13 protein-coding genes are annotated in these 14,947 nt (G+C 41.8%); 6 read left to right on the forward strand and 7 right to left on the reverse strand.

Annotated elements, in window-relative coordinates; translation table 11 throughout:
- Window positions 1-174 precede the first annotated feature (174 nt).
- The 3 genes from GNF10_RS06615 to GNF10_RS06625 all read right to left on the reverse strand — a co-directional run bounded on the left by GNF10_RS06615 (window position 175) and on the right by GNF10_RS06625 (window position 6,475).
- On the reverse strand, window positions 175-1,158 hold the full coding sequence (locus GNF10_RS06615; protein WP_012410204.1) for an alpha-ketoacid dehydrogenase subunit beta: 984 nt from the start codon (window positions 1,156-1,158) through the stop codon (window positions 175-177).
- A 342-nt stretch (window positions 1,159-1,500) separates the two neighbouring features.
- Complete coding sequence (locus GNF10_RS06620; protein ID WP_185586753.1) at window positions 1,501-2,451, reverse strand: serine protease; 951 nt, start codon at window positions 2,449-2,451, stop codon at window positions 1,501-1,503.
- Between the two features lie 106 nt (window positions 2,452-2,557).
- Window positions 2,558-6,475, reverse strand: a complete 3,918-nt coding sequence (locus GNF10_RS06625) for a CHAT domain-containing protein (RefSeq protein WP_185586751.1) — start codon at window positions 6,473-6,475, stop codon at window positions 2,558-2,560.
- Between the two features lie 499 nt (window positions 6,476-6,974).
- On the opposite strand from GNF10_RS06625, the gene GNF10_RS06630 reads away from it, so the two are divergent.
- The 3 genes from GNF10_RS06630 to GNF10_RS06640 all read left to right on the forward strand — a co-directional run bounded on the left by GNF10_RS06630 (window position 6,975) and on the right by GNF10_RS06640 (window position 7,616).
- Window positions 6,975-7,199, forward strand: coding sequence for a type II toxin-antitoxin system HicB family antitoxin (locus tag GNF10_RS06630; RefSeq protein ID WP_185586749.1), 225 nt, complete (start codon window positions 6,975-6,977; stop codon window positions 7,197-7,199).
- On the forward strand, window positions 7,192-7,410 hold the full coding sequence (locus GNF10_RS06635) for a type II toxin-antitoxin system HicA family toxin (RefSeq protein ID WP_185586747.1): 219 nt from the start codon (window positions 7,192-7,194) through the stop codon (window positions 7,408-7,410). Before GNF10_RS06630 ends, GNF10_RS06635 begins: the two co-directional genes overlap by 8 nt.
- Before the next feature lie 62 nt (window positions 7,411-7,472).
- Window positions 7,473-7,616, forward strand: coding sequence for a hypothetical protein (locus GNF10_RS06640; RefSeq protein ID WP_311774116.1), 144 nt, complete (start codon window positions 7,473-7,475; stop codon window positions 7,614-7,616).
- Between the two features lie 51 nt (window positions 7,617-7,667).
- On the opposite strand, the gene GNF10_RS06645 is transcribed toward GNF10_RS06640, so the two are convergent.
- The 3 genes from GNF10_RS06645 to hemB form a co-directional block, all read right to left on the reverse strand.
- Complete coding sequence (locus GNF10_RS06645) at window positions 7,668-8,084, reverse strand: type II toxin-antitoxin system VapC family toxin (RefSeq protein WP_185586745.1); 417 nt, start codon at window positions 8,082-8,084, stop codon at window positions 7,668-7,670.
- On the reverse strand, window positions 8,081-8,356 hold the full coding sequence (locus GNF10_RS06650; RefSeq protein WP_260446050.1) for a hypothetical protein: 276 nt from the start codon (window positions 8,354-8,356) through the stop codon (window positions 8,081-8,083). The genes GNF10_RS06645 and GNF10_RS06650 overlap by 4 nt, the downstream gene beginning before the upstream one ends.
- A 164-nt stretch (window positions 8,357-8,520) precedes the next feature.
- Window positions 8,521-9,501: a porphobilinogen synthase gene (gene hemB, locus GNF10_RS06655; protein WP_012410203.1), complete on the reverse strand. Its 981-nt coding sequence runs from the start codon at window positions 9,499-9,501 to the stop codon at window positions 8,521-8,523.
- A gap of 7 nt (window positions 9,502-9,508) precedes the next feature.
- Here hemB and GNF10_RS06660 point away from each other — a divergent pair, with 7 nt between their 5' ends.
- The gene (locus GNF10_RS06660; RefSeq protein WP_185586743.1) at window positions 9,509-9,790 is read left to right on the forward strand and encodes a hypothetical protein; all 282 of its coding nucleotides are present in this window, start codon (window positions 9,509-9,511) and stop codon (window positions 9,788-9,790) included.
- A gap of 39 nt (window positions 9,791-9,829) precedes the next feature.
- On the opposite strand, the gene GNF10_RS06665 is transcribed toward GNF10_RS06660, so the two are convergent.
- Entirely contained in the window at window positions 9,830-10,189 is a 360-nt protein-coding gene (locus tag GNF10_RS06665) for a DUF4870 domain-containing protein (protein WP_012410202.1), read from the reverse strand.
- A gap of 123 nt (window positions 10,190-10,312) precedes the next feature.
- Here GNF10_RS06665 and prfC point away from each other — a divergent pair, with 123 nt between their 5' ends.
- Both prfC and GNF10_RS06675 read left to right on the forward strand, forming a co-directional pair.
- Window positions 10,313-11,941 carry a peptide chain release factor 3 gene (gene prfC, locus GNF10_RS06670; protein WP_185586741.1) on the forward strand — a complete coding sequence of 543 codons (1,629 nt, stop codon included), beginning with the start codon at window positions 10,313-10,315 and terminating at the stop codon, window positions 11,939-11,941.
- A 193-nt stretch (window positions 11,942-12,134) separates the two neighbouring features.
- Window positions 12,135-14,411, forward strand: a complete 2,277-nt coding sequence (locus GNF10_RS06675; protein WP_185586739.1) for a M48 family metalloprotease — start codon at window positions 12,135-12,137, stop codon at window positions 14,409-14,411.
- Window positions 14,412-14,947: the final 536 nt, after the last annotated feature.

Below are 14,947 nucleotides of genomic sequence, written 5' to 3' on the forward strand. Positions count from 1 at the left end.
CCATAACTCGCAACTGACAAAGGCTATAATAGCGTTCTTTTGAGGAGTTAGGGCATTGGGCATTGGGCATTGGGAATTGGGAATTGGGAATTGGGAATGGGAATTATTATTCTTCTCCTGTCCCTTTGGCTCTTATATCCCAGTCCCCAGTCCCCAGTCCCCAGTCCCCAGTCCTTAGACTCGCAACGCCACCATTTTTTCCACAGCTTCTACGATTTGTTCTGGTTGGATGATTGTTAGTCGTTCCAGATTGCCGTTGTAAGGTGTGGGGATATCTTGAGAAGAAAGCCGCAGTACTGGCGCATCTAATTCATCAAATAAGCGATCGTTTATTGAAGCGATGACTTCTGCTCCAATACCCGCAGTTCGCATCGATTCTTCCACAACAATCACTTTATGGGTTTTACGTACTGATGCACCAATTGTATCAAAATCTAATGGTTTGAGGGATATTAAATCAATAACTTCTGGATCGTAACCTTGTTTTTCAAGTGTTTTTACTGCTTGCAGCACATGATGCCGCATCCGAGAATAAGTGATAATTGTGACATCCTTTCCTTGGCGCACAACTTCGGCTTTATCTAAGGGTAGTAAATATTCTTCTTCTGGTAAATCTTCTTTCAAGTTGTAAAGCAAAACGTGTTCAAAGAACAACACGGGATTATCATCGCGGATAGCTGATTTTAGTAGTCCTTTGGCGTTTCTTGGTGTCGAGCAGGCAACAATCTTCAAGCCTGGCACAGCTTGGAAGTAAGTTTCTAATCGTTGGGAATGTTCTGCACCTAGCTGCCTTCCCACACCACCAGGGCCGCGAATTACCATCGGAATTTTAAAGTTACCGCCGGAAGTATAGCGCAGCATCCCAGCGTTATTGGATATTTGGTTGAAGGCGAGCAATAAAAAGCCCATATTCATGCCTTCGATGATGGGACGCAACCCTGTCATGGCTGCCCCTACTGCCATACCAGTGAAGCTATTTTCGGCAATGGGGGTGTCTAGAATGCGGAGTTCGCCATATTTTTGGTACAGGTCTTTGGTAACTTTGTAGGAGCCGCCGTAGTGTCCTACGTCTTCACCGAGAACGAATACGCTGGAGTCACGGGCCATTTCTTCATCAATGGCTTCCCGTAAGGCGTTGAAAAATAGTGTTTCTGCCATTTAGACCTTTTAGTACGATTATAGTTTTAGAATTTTATCGTGCTGCTGTCGCAAATACGGTTAGCGATCGCACTAGTTAGAGATTGGGTTTTTTAAACGAACTGCCCCAAACATAGAGCGAGTAATTGCCATAACTATATCAAAGCTATTTAATTTAGATTTTAGATGTTTTATGAGCTTGATGAGCGATCGCCTCACCCTCTGGCAAACGATAAAATCCTCTATAGATTATGTACTACAGTATTGACAAAATCCGCAAAATGTGCATCAGACAGCTCCAAGAATCAACCATTTCGTAGGACAGGTAAGATGCGTGTCCTACAAGATTCAAATCACTAAGAATTAATTACCACCAGCCAACTTATCTAAAAAATCGATTTTTACAGCCAGATTGGTTATATCCTGATTTGTTGCCAAGTTCTTAATTTCAGCATTATTCAGGGCAACAATATAGGGTTGTTCACCAACCCAGGCAATAAGAGGCCCGCCAGAAGAACCACCTCCAGTAGCGCAATCATGGTAAAGTACTCCTGACTTCTCCCCAACAATGCTACACCCAGCTTCAAAGCTTGCAGTCCACCCTCTACCAGCAGTCAGGTCTTCATAGCCTTTTTTCTTGGGATTGGGAAAATCGCCAGAGTAGCCAACAAAAGATAACGTTTTCGGGTTATTAATGAGAGTCGAAGAACGCAAAGATTTCCAGCCTAAATGACCATACTTCCGACCGAGAGGCTGATTAATTTTGAGAAGTGCCCAGTCGTTTATCTGATTTGTGAGCTTGTCATCAGTAAAATCTGTACCGTAAACAACTTGCTCTACTAAAACTTCATCCTGCACAACACCATTAATTACATTTGGCATAAACAGAATTTTTTGACTTAATTTATGGGTATCAGGGTCAATAACGCAATGGGCATTTGTCAAAACTATATCATCATCAATTAAAGTTCCTGTGCAATGATAGCTTTTGGAATCAGTTGTTGTACCCTGGACTCGACCAATAGTTGACCAAGGATATTTTCTGCTAGTCATGGGGATACGGTCATCGATACCGCGAGGTATTCCCCGGCTGGCTTCATCTGCTTTTTTCGACTGATTGAGGTCAGAAGGTTTAAAAGGCTTTCCATTCGCGGGTAGTTTGAATTGAGATGCTTCTTGAAATTTGCTGAATTTTGGTGGTTTAATTTGTTGAGTTTCTGTCTGTGCTTGTGCATGAACTGATACCCAAGCACCCAAAGTTATCGCACCAATAATTCCAGCAAAAAATTGCTTGTAGATATGCTTATTAGTCATTGATAAAATTCCTTAGTTAATTAATACTTGCAAATTCATCATTAATTACGAATAGCATTAGCGTAACGGTAGGTCGTTCGCTTTTAGCATCTCGTAGAGAGCGTCATCACGAATTATTTTGCCATTCGCCTTGCACAGTAAAAGCAGCCCAGAAATAAGGATTTTTCCACTCTTTCTGTTGCCACAAATATAGTTGTGCTGCTCTAAGAGCAGCAGTTGGTGATTTACCTTGCTGCAACATTTGACGATAAAATTCGCTCATTAATTCCTTTGTTCCCTCATCGTTCACACTCCATAAAGACACCACAACTCGTTGTGAACCTGCATACATCAATCCTCTTGTTAATCCCACCAAGCCTTCTCCCTGAACTTGCTTACCGCGTCCGGTGTTACAGGCACTTAGCACCACTAAATCAGCAGGTAAATCAAGATTGAAGATATCGTTTAGTCGCAGATAACCTCTTATGGGTTTACCTTGTTTATCTATCAACGAAAGTACGATTCCTGATAACTCTGGATTGATGTTATCAGCAAAGCCGTGAGTAGCAAAATGAATGATGCGGTATTGACTCAGTTGTGGGTTAGTTACCCAGTTGTAGTTAGCATCAAAATCAACAGCTTGCAGGCTATCTTTTGGCGATACGAGTTTGAGAATTGCCTCTGCTTCCAGGCGAGTACCATCAAGTGGGGCCCAACCATCGCGGTTGAGATTTTTGGCAGCCCTTGCTAGGGCAGAACGTTGTTCGTCGAATTCGGGAGTTGAGGAATCATCATTTAGTTTGCCTGTCACAAGGCAATTATCTTTATGAGTTACGCGACAATCATCAGCACTAAATACGGGATTAGCAAGGATAGCTAGGGCTTTGGGTGCTGCTTTGCGCCCTTTGGTTTCTTGTCTGAGGATAGCTATGGTTGAAGCAGAAGGGAGATTAACAATTTCATGATTGACTAGCAGGGGTTGATAAGATTCTTGAGAGGTTAAGTCAGTTAACGCCGCAAAGGGAATATTTTCCAAAGCACCATCAGCCACAATTACCAAACGTTTTTTTCCTAACTTGTTAGCGACAGGGGCGAAGATGATTTGACTAAGTTGTTTTGCTGCTTTGAGGTTTTGATCAAAACCTCTATCTAACAGAGATTGACGAAAATCATTTGTAGCATTCTCTATCTTTTCCTGTCCGGGTAGTTCATAAGTATCAAGAGAATTCGGAGTGACAACCCAAAGATAGCTATGTTCTTTACCCAAGGAATATTGCAATAGAAGGGTGTCTGAATCTAGTTGTTGCTGAATTTGAGTTAATTTCAGAGGTTCGGGATATTTCAGCGCTGCATATTTGGGGCTACTTGTACGGATTTTGGTTTGCAGTTCTTCGTATTGTCTACGGAGGTCGGCAATTTCTTTTTCGAGCTTTTGTATTGCGGTTGTGGGTGCTGTTTTATTCACTAACTCTTGACGCAGTTGATCTCTAGCATCAAGTTGCTGCTGCAAGTTTTGTTCTTCTACTAGTAGTTGCGGGTCAATGCCTTTACGGATTTTGGCATTGGCTTCTGTTAATAGTTCTAAAAGACCTCTGGCGCGAGAACGTTCACTGATGTGCAATGCTTCAGCAGCGTATCCTTTTGATGGGTCTTTTTTGTGCAACTGCATCAACAAATCGATGTAAAACTTGTAATAATCTTGCACTGTGGCAAAGTAGGAAGTACGTAAGTCGTTACTGTTGACTTTGCTGCGCGTAGTCTCAATGATGTTTATGGCTGATTCTATTTGCGTCTTGGCTTGGTTGAGATTGCCTCTGTCGCGCTCAATAATGGCTATTTTATAAAGTGGATAAGTTTGGTGGTCTGTGTCGCCTATTTGCTGCGCTAGCTTTAGTTCTTGGTTATAAACCTCTATAGCCTGCTGCGGCTGCTTCATAGAGATGTAAATCTTACCTTGAATTTTGTAGACGGTGGCTTGCGATGTTAAATCTCCTAGTTGCTGTGATAGCGACAAACTTTGTTTACTAGCATCAAGAGCCTTTTGATGATCCCCTGCGCCTTCATAAGCGGCGCTTAATAAAGCGAGAGCAGTCTCTTCCTTATCCTTAAGATTATATTTGCGAGATAATTCCAAAGCTTTTTCGGCATTTTCTATCGCTTGGGGATAATGCTCCAATAATTCATAAGCTTTGGTAATACTTCCAAGAATGCTAATTTCGTCAAAAACAGAAGCTTTTTCGTGCGCGTATTTTAAAGCCTGGTTAGAATAATCCAATGTTTGACGGCAATCTTCTGGTTTTTTTTGATTAAAGCAGCTTGCTAGATAAGCAACACCTATGTAGTCGAGAGCATTTACGACTAAACTCGGATTACTTTGCTGATATATTGCCAAAACTTCTTTGCTTTTTTCGATACTTAATCCATAAGCCCCTAAATCTCTGTAAACATCGCTGATGTTAGAGAGAATTTCGCCTTCTAGAGAGGAGTCTTGTTTTTGCTTAGAAATCTCTAGTGCTTGGTTGAGTATATCTAAGGCTTGCTGAAATTCTCCTGATTGTCTATGGATAGAAGCAATATTTACTAGCGTTTTGGCTTCTCCTTGAAAATCTTTAATTTCAGTTTGTAGTTTTAAAGCTTGAGTAAAATTATCTTTGGCTTTTTGAGTCTCACCTAGAAGATAGTAAGCCAAACCAATACTGGAAATAATATCTGCTTCTTTTTGAGTTTTACCTAGCTCATGGGCTATAATTCGTCCTTGATTTAAGTAATAAATTTGCTGCTGTGTATCGCCTAACCAAAAGTAGCTGATGGCAATCTTCTTGAGAATAATGATTTGTTTTATTTGAGATTTTACGTCCTGTTCTAATTCTTTTTGAACTGTCTTTTGTAACTCTAAAGCCTGCTGGATATATTTTTCTGCTGAAGAGCTATCGCCTCTTGAACTATAAACTAAGCCTATGCTACTGAGTGTGTCTGCTTGTTTAAATAAATCTTTTGTTTGGCGATAAATTTCTAGTGCTTGTCGGTGATAATCAAGGGCTTTCTCTGTTTCACCCAAATTTTTGTAGTTTAATGCAATGGATGTCAGTGTACTTGCTTGTCCTGGTAAATCGTTATTTGCCTTGTGAATCGCTAAGGCTTGATCTAAATACTCACGCTCCTTTTTGGGTTCGCCAAATTCATCATATACTCCAGCAATTCCTGATAGTGCTTGAGCCTTTGTCTCGGATTGATTTTCAGCATGATACAATGACAGTGCTTGGTTGTAAGCATCAAACGCTTTTTGCTTTTCCCCTAATTCTAGATAAAATACACCCAGTGCTAAGAGCGTTACACCTTGTTTGGAGCGAGCTTCTGGTTCTTTGGATTCCCGCAAGATAGTTAATGCTTGTTCCAAATATCCCACAGCTTTTGTGTATTCAGTCGGGTTGAAGCCGTAGATATTGCCGATTGTCCAAAGCATACGAGCTTCAAGAAGACGATCCTTTAGTTCTCGCGAAATAGCTAATGCTTGCTCCAAATATTCCAGAGCTTTGGTATTTTCATTCAGATTACCGTAGGTATTGGCGATCATATAAAGTGTAGAAGCTTCATCGGATCGGGCTTCTTGAGGTATTACGGCACGTACTTCTGGTAATCTCGATATTTTTAGTATTTCTTCGTATTTTATAATTGCTTGTCGCTGTGATGCTGCTGATGGTTGCTTGGATAGTTCAATTGCTTCTTTCCAGAGTTGAGATGCTTTATCTTTAAGTGGTTGGATTGGGCTTGGCGCAGAATTTTGGTTTTGTGGTTTTGTAACTTCTGACTGGGCTATTTGCAGTCCTAAGCTTGCAGTGTTAACACTAGTAAAGACTTCCCTGGCTACATTTTCTGAAAACGAATCTGCATACGCTGGTTTCGCCGCCACAGGAATAGCGTCTTGAACAATTGGTTCTACTTGTTGTGCTATCTGTAACTCTGTATTTTTCGTTGCCTCCACTGCATCAGACAACACAATTACACCAAAAAATGCAGTTAAACTGTAGCAAATAAAATTTTGCATAAATTTGTAAAATAACCACTAATAATTTGCACTCTTAATCATTCTTAAGCCTTATTTCATTAGTATTTATAGCGATATTCCTGTCTGAACGAATCTCGCTTACTATTAAACTATTTAATTGTTAATTGTCTCAGGGATAGTGCTGAAACTATATGTAGATTTTATGGGTGCGGTTTAAAGTTTACGGTCGTGGTTTCTGTTTTTGTAACAAACTTACTCGATAAACCCTGATTTTCTCGTTCTCACACTTCCTCGCAAGACGTGGGTAGATAATAGCTATAGGACTTACGCCTTGTACATAAGTACTACATGCAATTTGGGTACTTCAGCGATGTTTAGCAGCCAGTGATGTCTACGACGGGCTAGGCCTACGCTTTCTATGCGAGTCAATTAGGATTATGGTAAGCACCTGAAACAACTAAATACCATAATTCACATTATGCTTAATTTGTACAGTGCGTAAGTCCTAAGTTATTAAATGAGCAAAGGTAACTTTGATATGTCGTATAAAGTTAGCATCGTTATCGAAAAAGATGAACATGGATATTATGCCTATTGCCCTGAACTACCTGGTTGTCAATCTCAAGGTGATTCCCTAGAAGAAGTACAGGCAAATATTAAAGAAGCAGTTGAACTTTATATAGAAACCTTGTCAAATTCAGAAAAAGAGGCGCTTCATAACAAGGAAATATTCACAATAACCTTGGAGGTAAAAGTTGCCTAAACTGCCACGTATCACTGCAACAGAAGCTGAAAAACTCTTATTAGATGCAGGCTTTATTCAAATTAGAAGTAAAGGAAGTCACAGAATTTATTTTCGAGAAGAAGTTAGAGTGGTTATTCCTTTTCATTCAGGAAAAATATTGCACCCAAAAATAGTGAAGCAGGTTCTACAAGCTATTGACATTACTGATGATGAAACCACAGCAGAATAAGTAGTAACTGAGGCAGATATTAGACAGCAATTATATTTAACGAACGAGCAGGTAATGAAAATTTGATAATTTATAGAACTGTCACCACTGGAAGTATTTGGCAATTTTTAAAATTAGAAGGGCAATCTATCCAGATAGACTTAAGTGAATATTATCTTAAAGATGTCAATAAAATTTTAGGAATTTTAGCTAGTGGTGTCAGGTGAAAAAATTATAATTAAGTAGCGTAGGCGTAGCCCGTCGTAGACATCGCATCCCTAAAACACCCGCTCAAAGGGCTTTTTCCGATAACGCCGATAAATATCAAAATCACTGTCCAAGGTGGCGATAGCAGCAATATCTAAGCGTTCCGAAATGACAATCAAGGATAAATCTGCAAAATCCTCTAGTAAATCTCTGTACTGAGTATTCAATTCAGCAATGCGCGAAAAATCTTGCAGCAATATTTGCTCACACTCATAGAGGTGTTTAGCAACATCTAGAAGAAACTCGGTTTGTGTACGCCAATCAAAGTTCAGCAACCACACCACTTCTGCAATACAAATGGGTGTAGTTACCAGCCTAGAAGTACAGTTTTCAAAGAAGCGACGCACCTGTTGGTGATACTGATCTCTGGCGCTGTAGTACGCAAATAAAAACCCGCTATCCGCAAGTATAAGCGGATAGTAGGTCATGGATGGCGCTTGTTGAGATATTGAGCGATCGCTTTTTTACGGTTTGAGCGTTCCGATAAATCCGTTGGTGCATCTTGTAGCAGATGTTCAGGGTGTCCACCCCGCCTCTCTAGCAAAGTTTTACCTGCTTGTAAGGTTAGCCAGCGTTCAGCAATCAAGCGTCGGATCAATTCACTCTTTTCCGTTTGCTCGTGAGCTAAAATATCGGCTAGCTGCCGTTCTGTTTCTTCATCCAGTCTGACACTGAGTATAACTTTTATTATCATTGTCATACATGTATTACAATGATAATGCGGATTAGTTAAATTTTGCTTGAATTTCGCACTAGCTAAACCCAAAATACAAAGAATCTCACGCCCAAACACCAAAACACAACTGTGCGTCTTCGCGCCTCTGCGTGAGATTTCCCACTAAATTAGTATTCAATATGCCTAGCCTACTTTAACCATCGCGCCGCATCTTTGGCATGGTAGGTCAAAATCAAGTCTGCACCAGCCCGTTTAAACCCAGTTAAAGTTTCCATAACCACGCGCTCTTCATCAATCCAACCATTGAGAGCCGCAGCTTTTACCATCGCATACTCACCAGAAACATTGTAAGCCGCAACGGGTAAGTTACTCGCTTCCTTCACGCGCCAGATAATATCCATGTATGCCAAGGCTGGCTTAACCATGAGCATATCAGCACCTTCAGCGATATCCAAGTCAATCTCTTTAATTGCTTCGCGGGCGTTACCTGGATCCATTTGGTAAGTTCTTCTGTCGCCAAATTGCGGTGTCGAGTCTGCTGCATCCCGAAATGGGCCATAGTAACCCGAAGCATATTTAGCAGCATAAGACAAAATCGGCGTGTCTTGAAATCCTGCTTCATCCAAACCCTGACGAATTGCTTGCACAAACCCATCCATCATCCCTGAAGGCGCGATGATATCGGCACCGGCTTTGGCTTGAGAAACTGCTGTTTTCTTCAACAATTCCAAAGTTGGATCATTTAAAACTCGTCCTGTTAAATCACCAACTTGCAGATAACCACAATGACCGTGGCTAGTGTACTCACACAAACAAGTATCAGCAATTACAATCAAATCTGGTACTGCTGCTTTTACCGCCGTCGCTGCTTTTTGGACGATACCGCAATCATGCCAAGCACCAGTTGCATCTACATCTTTATCAGCCGGAATACCAAATAAAATAATAGAAGGAATTCCTAAGTCGTAAACTTCTTTTGCTTCTTCAACGATTTTATCTACCGAAAGTTGGTAGACTCCGGGCATGGATTTCACCTCATTAGCAATTCCCTCACCTGGTACGGCAAATAATGGGTAAATTAAATCGCTTGTTGTTAAAACAGTTTCACGAACCATCCGGCGCAGTTGAGGATGGGTACGCAGACGACGGGGGCGGTGTGTAGGAAACATAAATTTTATGAAGAAAAACAACGCAAATGGACACAAAATAAAGCGTCACAAAAGCAGGCTAAAATTTTCCTGCCGTCAGACAGACTACAAACAGTGCTTAACTGTCCTTTGCCCTACTCTTAATCAAGTTGTGGGGCAATTTTGTATTCTACAGCTTGGTTGCACCTATCCAACGGACTGGGAAAAAAACGACATAATAAGCAATTCAAAATTCAAAATCGTCAGACCTTCTGTTGGCAAAATTCTGGCGATTGGTTGTGTGCAAATTCAAGACACAACAGCTAAATAAAAATAACTAACAATTCCCAATGCCCAATGATAATTTCTTCTAAAGAAATCGGAAAATGTAGGGATAACGGAAGGGTATATCAGGATTGCTGAAAACTCCGATGAGCGCCCAAATTGTTAATCCCCAGTGTAATAGATATCCCAGACCAGCTAGTGGCCCCAGTAATAATAGAGGTAAGACTAACCAACCGAATAGAAAAAACAGCGCTCCCAGAATTGCACCATAAAACCAGACATTAAAGTGGAAATTAATGGATTCTTTGGCGTTTTCTTTAACAACAGGATCGTCAGATACAAGCAGTATGGCGATCGGTACACCGACAGATACCAATGTTGTGCTGAAAAAAATGGCTCCATGCGACAAGGCTGATAGAAGCTTTCGCTTGTCTGTGTCGTACATTGCTTTCTCCTCTTTAGTTAGATTGTTGGTTATACTACGACCCTATCACGAGCATCGTTGTCTTAAGATTAAAAGACTTGCCAGAGTCAAAAAAAATTAAGCTAGTAACAAACAAATACAATTATGTCTACTGAACTTCAGTCTGAACTTATTCAAGCGGTTGAACTGCGCCGCAACTTTGCGATTATATCTCACCCCGATGCGGGTAAAACGACACTAACAGAAAAGTTACTCCTGTACGGAGGTGCAATTCACGAAGCTGGGGCGGTTAAGGCGCGACGGGCACAGCGTAAGGCTACCTCTGACTGGATGGCGATGGAGCAACAACGGGGTATTTCCATTACCTCCACAGTGTTGCAATTTGAATACCAAAAGTGTCAAATCAATTTATTAGACACTCCCGGACACCAAGATTTCAGTGAAGATACTTATCGTACTCTCGCCGCTGCCGATAATGCAGTGATGTTAATTGATGCGGCAAAAGGCTTGGAACCCCAAACCCGCAAATTGTTTGAAGTGTGTAAGTTACGCGGTATTCCGATTTTTACATTTATCAACAAGCTCGATCGCCCCGGAAGAGAACCTCTGGAACTGTTGGATGAAATTGAGCAAGAATTGGGATTGCAAACCTATGCGGTGAACTGGCCGATTGGGATGGGCGATCGCTTTAAAGGTGTTTTTGACCGACACAAGCAACAAATTCACCTGTTTGAACGCAGTGCCCACGGTAGCCGAGAAGCCCGTGATACGATAGTCGAGTTAGGCGATCCAAGAATAGAAGAGAAGCTAGAACAAAGTCTGTACTACCAACTGAAAAATGATTTAGAACTGCTAGAAGGAGTTGGGCCAGAGCTAGATTTACAGTTGGTACACGAAGGCAAAATGACACCTGTGTTCTTTGGTAGTGCCATGACCAACTTTGGGGTAGAGTTATTCCTCAAGTATTTCCTCGAATATGCCCTCAAACCCGGTTCTCACTACAGCAGTGTTGGTGAAGTTGCCCCTACATACCCAGAATTTTCGGGGTTTGTCTTTAAACTACAAGCAAATATGGACCCGAAGCACCGCGATCGCGTCGCATTTATCCGGGTCTGTACTGGTAAGTTTGAAAAAGATATGATGGTGAATCACGCCCGCATTGGTAAACTCATCCGTCTATCTCGCCCGCAAAAACTCTTTGCTCAAGAGCGGGAATCGATTGATGTGGCTTATCCTGGCGATGTGATCGGTTTGAACAATCCCGGTGTTTTTGCGATCGGGGATACAATTTACACGGGACAAAAGCTCGAATATGAGGGGATTCCGTATTTTTCGCCGGAACTGTTCGCATCTCTGAGGAATCCCAACCCCTCGAAGTCTAAACAATTCCAAAAAGGCGTTGCGGAATTGCGAGAAGAAGGTGCTGTGCAAATTATGTACTCAACTGATGAAGCCAAGCGCGATCCAATCTTGGCGGCGGTGGGTCAGTTGCAATTTGAAGTAGTGCAGTTTCGCTTACAAAACGAGTATGGTGTAGAAACCATATTAGATTTATTGCCCTACAGTGTCGCCCGTTGGGTTGAGGGTGGTTGGGAAGCATTAGAAAAGGTGGGACGAATATTCAATACCACTACAGTTAAAGACAGCATGGGACGGCCGGTGTTGCTATTCCGCAATGAATGGAATTGTCAACAGTTACTGGGCGACCATCCAGAGTTAAAATTAAGCGCGATCGCTCCAGTATTTTCTAGTCAACAACCAGTGAAGGAATGAAGAAGAATACAAAATTCAGAATCCAGAATTCAGATGAAGACTCAACTGAATTCTGACTTCTGACTCCTGAATTCAATCTTTATCATTCACTTAGACAAGCAAAACTTGGGCGCGGTTGATTTCCACGGCATCCGAGTTCGCGCTTTTGCACAAACGTGGATTACTTAGAAGAGATTGGAGTGCCAGAATTTGTATGCCTTCACATGCCAAACCGTCTTTGGAGGCTGGTTTAATTGCCCTCAAGCAGGGAAATTACCAAACAGCGATCGCTCAACTAGAACCTATTGCTAGCAGCCAAAATAATGGTACTGCTAGCTTACAAGCCCAGGTTGGTTTAGTGATGGCTTATGCTCGCACTGGCGAAGTTCCCAAAGCGATCGCTATTTCCCAGAATCTCATTGAGAGTAACAATCCGCAAGTTCAAGAGTGGGCAAAACGCGCTCTCGAACACCTGACAAAACGTAAGAAACGCGATCAAGAATCAAAAAATGTCGAAACTGGATTTGTAGCGTTTGATAACTCAACTCCAGATCCTCCTCCAGATTCTCCCCCAGTTACCCCCCCGGAAAATCCTACATTAGAAGAAAAGCCAGAAGACCAAGTAATAGAAACTAAGAGCGACAACACCCCGCCGATGGTGCCACTACCTAGACTCAAAGCTACGGTAGCTACACCATTACCACCACCGACTGCACCTTTAAACGGTTTCATGGGTTCTGTTACCCGCACCCAAGCTAAATTATTTGGTGTTATTTATTGGCGACAAGCACAACGCGCCAAAGCATGGCAACCTCTACGTAAACCGAAATTAATTCCTTTACGATTGCTGACAGCAGGAACATTCATTGCCCTATTTTGGGTGATGCGAGAAATCCTCAAGTTCGCAATGGGATTAATCAACCTGACTTTAGTCAAACTACCTTATCTGGAGCCGTTGCAGCTTTTATACAGCAACCCTACTAAATTGTTGCTAATAGTATTGGTGATTTTGATCGGAGTATCACCTTGGTTACTGGATCTGCTACTGGCGAACTTATATGGTCAGCGAGAATTTCCCAAAGATGTATTGAATGCCCATAGCCGCGAAGCTGTGCGGGTGCTACAACGTTGTTGTCAACAGCGCCACTGGCCGTTACCAAAACTGCGGATTTTACCAATGGCTGCACCAATTATCCTGACCTACGGTAGTTTACCACGTAATGCCAGGATTGTTGTGAGTCAAGGGCTGTTAGAGCAACTAGCAGATGATGAAATCGCGATTATTTACGCCACGCAGCTAGGGCACATTGCTCACTGGGATTTTTCTGTGATGTCTTTGTTGCTGCTGGTGACACTACCAATTTATAAGCTTTATCAGCAAATATCAAAGTTGGGAGACAAAATATCAGGGATTTGGCATTGGCCGATGACAATTTTGGCTAGTCTCGTTTATGGACTTTGGGCTTTGCTAACTGGGACTGGATTGTGGTTGTCGCGGTTGCGGCTTTATTATAGCGATCGCGTCGCATCTGAAATCACCGGTAATCCCAACGCCCTGATTCGCGCTTTACTCAAAATTTCCATTGGCATTGCAGCTGATATCCAAAAAGAAGAACAGACCAGTTGGCAACTAGAAAGCTTAAATCTATTGACACCAGTTAGCCATCAACAGAGCCTTTCTTTGGGCACTATTGCCAGCAATTTATCTTTTGAATCATTTTTGAAGTGGGATACTGCTAATCCCTACCGCCAATGGTTTACGATTAATAATAGCCATTCTTTGATGGGCGATCGCATCGAACGCCTCTGCAAAATAGCCCGTCACTGGCATCTAGACACCGAACTACATTTTGCTAGCGAACCATCAAGAGTTAAGCGTCAGTCTTTCTTATTACAAATCGCTCCTTGGCTGGGAATTCCTTTAGGATTTCTGTTTGCAGCTTTGGTCTGGCTAACCTGGCAACTAGCATTCGCACTCAAGTTTTTAAATCTAAAGTGGATATATGAAGATTGGTCTTTCATTACAGGCTGCCTTCTAATTGGCTTTAGCATCGGTACAGTAATGCGGATTAATTCTTTTTTCCCTGACATCAAATCCGCCACTGTGCAAACTGATGACTACCTACCCAACCTATTAGCTGACCCTTGTGCCTTACCTATTGATAGCGTCAGCGTGCGCCTGGTGGGTAAACTATTAGGTCGTCAAGGTACTAGCAACTCCCTAGCACAAGATTTAATCCTCCAATCCAGCACGGGCTTGGTGAAATTACACCACATTTCTTGGCTAGGACAGTCAGTGAATCACCAGGATCTAATCGGTCGGCAAATTATCGTCACAGGTTGGTTCCGGCGAGGAGCAACACCTTGGATCGATGTCCACACCTTAGAAACTCAAAGTGGTAAAACTATTCATAGCCCTCATCCCATCTGGTCTACTTTTTTGGCAGTTGCAGCACAGGCTTTGGGCGCATACGTTTTTCTGACTGGTTAGTTATTGGTCATTGGTCATTGGTTATTTGCAAAGGACAACTGACAAATCGGAATGTAAACAAAAGTTGCAGATTATCTTTCAAAGTGTTACATTTATTTACACAAACAATAGCAGCCAACATAACTCAGCACTACAGCTTAGTCATGAATTCGGATGCTTTTCCCCCCTCCATACCTTTTTATCCTCCCAACACAGCAGGAAATCAACCAGCCATTGGCTGGTTTTTGTTTCAAATTATGCTCCCTTGAATAAAAAAATGTGTTTTATGTTACGATCCAGTAATACTAACGTTAGAAATGTATGCGCTAAACTAGCTACGTAGAAAATACCGTGGTAATGTAAGGAATGGTATTTGATTCTGCGAAAAAGGCATGGAAGAAAGCGTGTACTTTAGCAGGCAATAGGCTATTAAATTTACAATTCTTAGAATTAAGGTGTTATTAGCTCACCATTGTGTGGGCCTTTGGATTAAACAAGCTTGATCCCGACGAAAAACTGTATTGTATAGGTTGACAGTTTCGAGCAAAAAATTGGTT

Source organism: Nostoc sp. UCD121 (assembly GCF_014222285.1).
In the GTDB taxonomy this organism is placed as follows: domain Bacteria; phylum Cyanobacteriota; class Cyanobacteriia; order Cyanobacteriales; family Nostocaceae; genus Nostoc.